Below are 2994 nucleotides of genomic sequence, written 5' to 3' on the forward strand. Positions count from 1 at the left end.
GCCGATGCCCCCGCCCGCGGCGCCGGCCACCACCACCACGCGGCGCTCGAGACCGATCAGGTTATCCACCACGTTGAAGATTCGTCCACTTTTTGTCCGGACAAGATGGCCAAATGCGCATAATTGAGAATATGATTCTCTGCAAATGGCTGAGCGTCAAGTGGTCTGTGCCGAGGCTTCCTTACCTATTGTCTGGACCAGACTCGGTTGCTAACGTCACCGGCTGAAACCGCCGCGACGCTGCGGCACTAGGGCCCCGGGAGTCATCACCGATGTTGCTGCACGAAGGGCGCTCCGGCGCAGGGGTGTCGACCACCCTCGCCGAGGGCTGGCAGATGGAGCGACTCACGCCGCCCAGCCGGCTGTTCGGCGCCAACGGCCTTCGTACCGGCCCCGACGGCCGAATCTACATCGCGCAGGTGACCGGCAGCCAAATCAGCGCGCTCGATGTCGGCACGGGTCAGCTGGGAACCATCAGCCCCAAGGGCGGCGATATCATCGCGCCCGACGACGTGGCCTTCGGCCCGCGCGGCGATCTGTACGCGACGGAGGTGATGGACGGTCGGGTCAGCGTGCGCGGCGCCGACGGAACCACCCGGGTGTTGCGTGGGGATGTTCCGTCGGCCAACGGCATCACCGTTCATCAGGGCCGGTTGTTCATCGGCGAATGCCGCGAGGGCGGAAGGCTTCTCGAGCTCGACCTTGCCGGTGGCGAGCCGCGGGTGCTGCTGGAGAATGTTCCGTCACCCAACGCCATGGAAGTCGGTCCGGACGGGTTGCTGTATTTCCCGGTGATGGGCGCCAACGAAATCTGGCGGATCGGCCTCGACGGCGGTGCGCCCGAGACGGTCGCCTCGGGCCTGGGCGTGCCCGACTCGGTGAAGTTCGACGCGGCGGGCCAGATCGTCTCGACCCAGGTGCACAGCGGCCAAGTGCTGCGCATCGATCCGCGCACCGGCGAGCAGACGGTGCTGGCCGATCTCAATCCCGGCCTGGACAACCTGGCCTTCGTCGACGATCGGCTGTTCGTCTCGAACTTCACCGGCGAGATCACCGAGATTCTCGCCGGCGGAAAGACGCAGACCGTGCTGCCGGGCGGATTGAATTGGCCGCTGGATCTGGCCGTCGGCTCCGACGGCGACCTCTACATCGCCGACGGCACGTTTTTCTACCGGCTGCTGCCCGATCACACGCTGCACACCGTCGGCATGTTGTTCACCCCGGGGTATCCGGGGTTCCTGCGCGGGCTGGTTCCGTCGGAGCCCGGAGAGTTCGTCGTCACCACCTCGGGTGGACAGGTGTCGCGGTACCGGCCGGCAAGCGGTGAAAGCGAAGTCCTGGCAGATGGATTCGATCAGCTCTACGGCGTGGCGATGGCCCCCGACGGCACTGTCGCGGCCGCCGAACTCGGGACCGGTCGGGTGATCTCGATCCGCAGCTGTCGGGTGGAGGTGATCGCGTCCGGACTCAGCGATCCGATCGGGGTCGCGGTCGCACCTGACGGTGGTTGGCTGGTCTCGGAAGCAGGAGCCGGTCGGGTGGTCAAGCTCACCGGATCAGGCGTGCACCCGGTGGCGGCCGAATTGAGCCGCCCGCAAGGCATTCTGGTCGACGGGCGGCAGTTGTATGTGGTCGATGCCGGCGCCAGGACCCTGGTCGTCGTGGATCTGGAGAACTCGGCAACGCACACCATCGCCTCCGGGTTGCCAGTCGGCGCAGCCCCCAGTGTGATTCCCAAGCCGTTGAAGGGAATGCCGCCGTTCTCCGGACCGCAAGGGCCGTTCGCGGGCATTGCTGCCGGGCCGGATGGCACCTTGTACGTGTCGGCCGATGCGGACGGCAGCGTGCTGGCATTCCGCCGGGACCATGACCATGACTGACACCCAGCCGACCGACCACCGCTACCTGCAGGTGGCGCGCGCGTTGCGGAAGGAGATCGTAGACGGAGTGTATCCGGTGGGATCCCAGCTACCCACCGAACATCAACTGTGTGAACGTTTTTCGGTCAGCCGGTACACCGTCCGGGAGGCGCTGAGGCGGCTGCGCGACGACAATCTCGTCGCATCCCGGCCGCGGGCGGGCACGCTGGTCGTGCCGCGCCCGTCATCGGACTCATACGTTCAGGACGTCGTCTCGATCAACGACCTGCTCGCCTTCGCGACCGGAGCACAGTTTGCGATCGAATCCACCGGGATGGTGCTCGTGGACGACGAACTGGCTGCCCGGACCGGTCTCACCGGCGGCGAGGAGTGGTTGGCCGTCAAGGGTTTTCGCCGGATCGACGATGCCGAGTTCCCGGTCTGCCGTACCGAGTACTACATCAACCGAGCGTTCGCTGGGGTGGGCCGGCTGCTGGCGCGTCATACCGGTCCGATCTTTCCGCTGATCGAAGACATCTTCGGATTGAGCATCGTCGAGGTGCACCAGGAAATCGCGGCAGTCCTGATCTCGCCGACGCTGGCCGCCGAACTGAGCGTCGAGGTCGGCAGCCCGGCTCTCGAGGTGCATCGCACCTACGCGACCTCGGATGGCGAGGTCGCCCAGTTGACGATCAACACGCATCCGGCCGCCCGTTTCCGTCACTCGATGACGATGCGACGCGTCCGCGTCTAATCTCACATGCGCCGATGTCGAACACCAAACTGATCGCAGGACGTACGGTCCGCTGGGACGACGAGCGGGCCGCGGAAGCCTATGCGCGCGGGTGGTGGGTGCGCGAGACCCTGGCTGATTCGCTGGCCGATGCCGCACACCGCACACCGCAGCGAGTGGTGCTGATCGACGGGGACTACCGACTCGATTGTCACAGTCTTTGCGAGCAGGCGACGGCGTTGGCGCAGGCACTGCTGGAGCGGATGACGGTCGGCAGCGTCGTGTCGTTCATGCTGCCCAATTGGCATGAGGCCGCTGTCATTTACCTGGGAGCGACGATCGCCGGGATGGTGGTCAACCCCATCCTGCCTTCGCTGCGAGAAAGCGAGTTGCTCTTCATCC

3 protein-coding genes are annotated in these 2994 nt (G+C 65.8%); all 3 read left to right on the forward strand.

What is annotated here, in order from left to right:
• Positions 1-272: 272 nt before the first annotated feature.
• Positions 273-1880, forward strand: coding sequence for an SMP-30/gluconolactonase/LRE family protein (locus WAN02_RS24315; protein WP_422267194.1), 1608 nt, complete (start codon positions 273-275; stop codon positions 1878-1880).
• The gene (locus WAN02_RS24320; RefSeq protein ID WP_422267196.1) at positions 1873-2613 is read left to right on the forward strand and encodes a GntR family transcriptional regulator; all 741 of its coding nucleotides are present in this window, start codon (positions 1873-1875) and stop codon (positions 2611-2613) included. The genes WAN02_RS24315 and WAN02_RS24320 overlap by 8 nt, the downstream gene beginning before the upstream one ends.
• 14 nt (positions 2614-2627) lie before the next feature.
• Positions 2628-2994: AMP-binding protein (locus tag WAN02_RS24325; RefSeq protein WP_422267198.1), on the forward strand; the 367-nt coding region annotated here is incomplete at its 3' end.

Source organism: Mycobacterium sp. (genome assembly GCF_049281135.1).
Classification (GTDB): domain Bacteria; phylum Actinomycetota; class Actinomycetes; order Mycobacteriales; family Mycobacteriaceae; genus Mycobacterium.

Coding starts and splice junctions, on each gene's coding strand:
- WAN02_RS24315 (WP_422267194.1), top strand. CDS start 273: ATGTTGCTGCACGAAGGGCGCTCCGGCGCAGGGGTGTCGACCACCCTC.
- WAN02_RS24320 (WP_422267196.1), top strand. CDS start 1,873: ATGACTGACACCCAGCCGACCGACCACCGCTACCTGCAGGTGGCGCGC.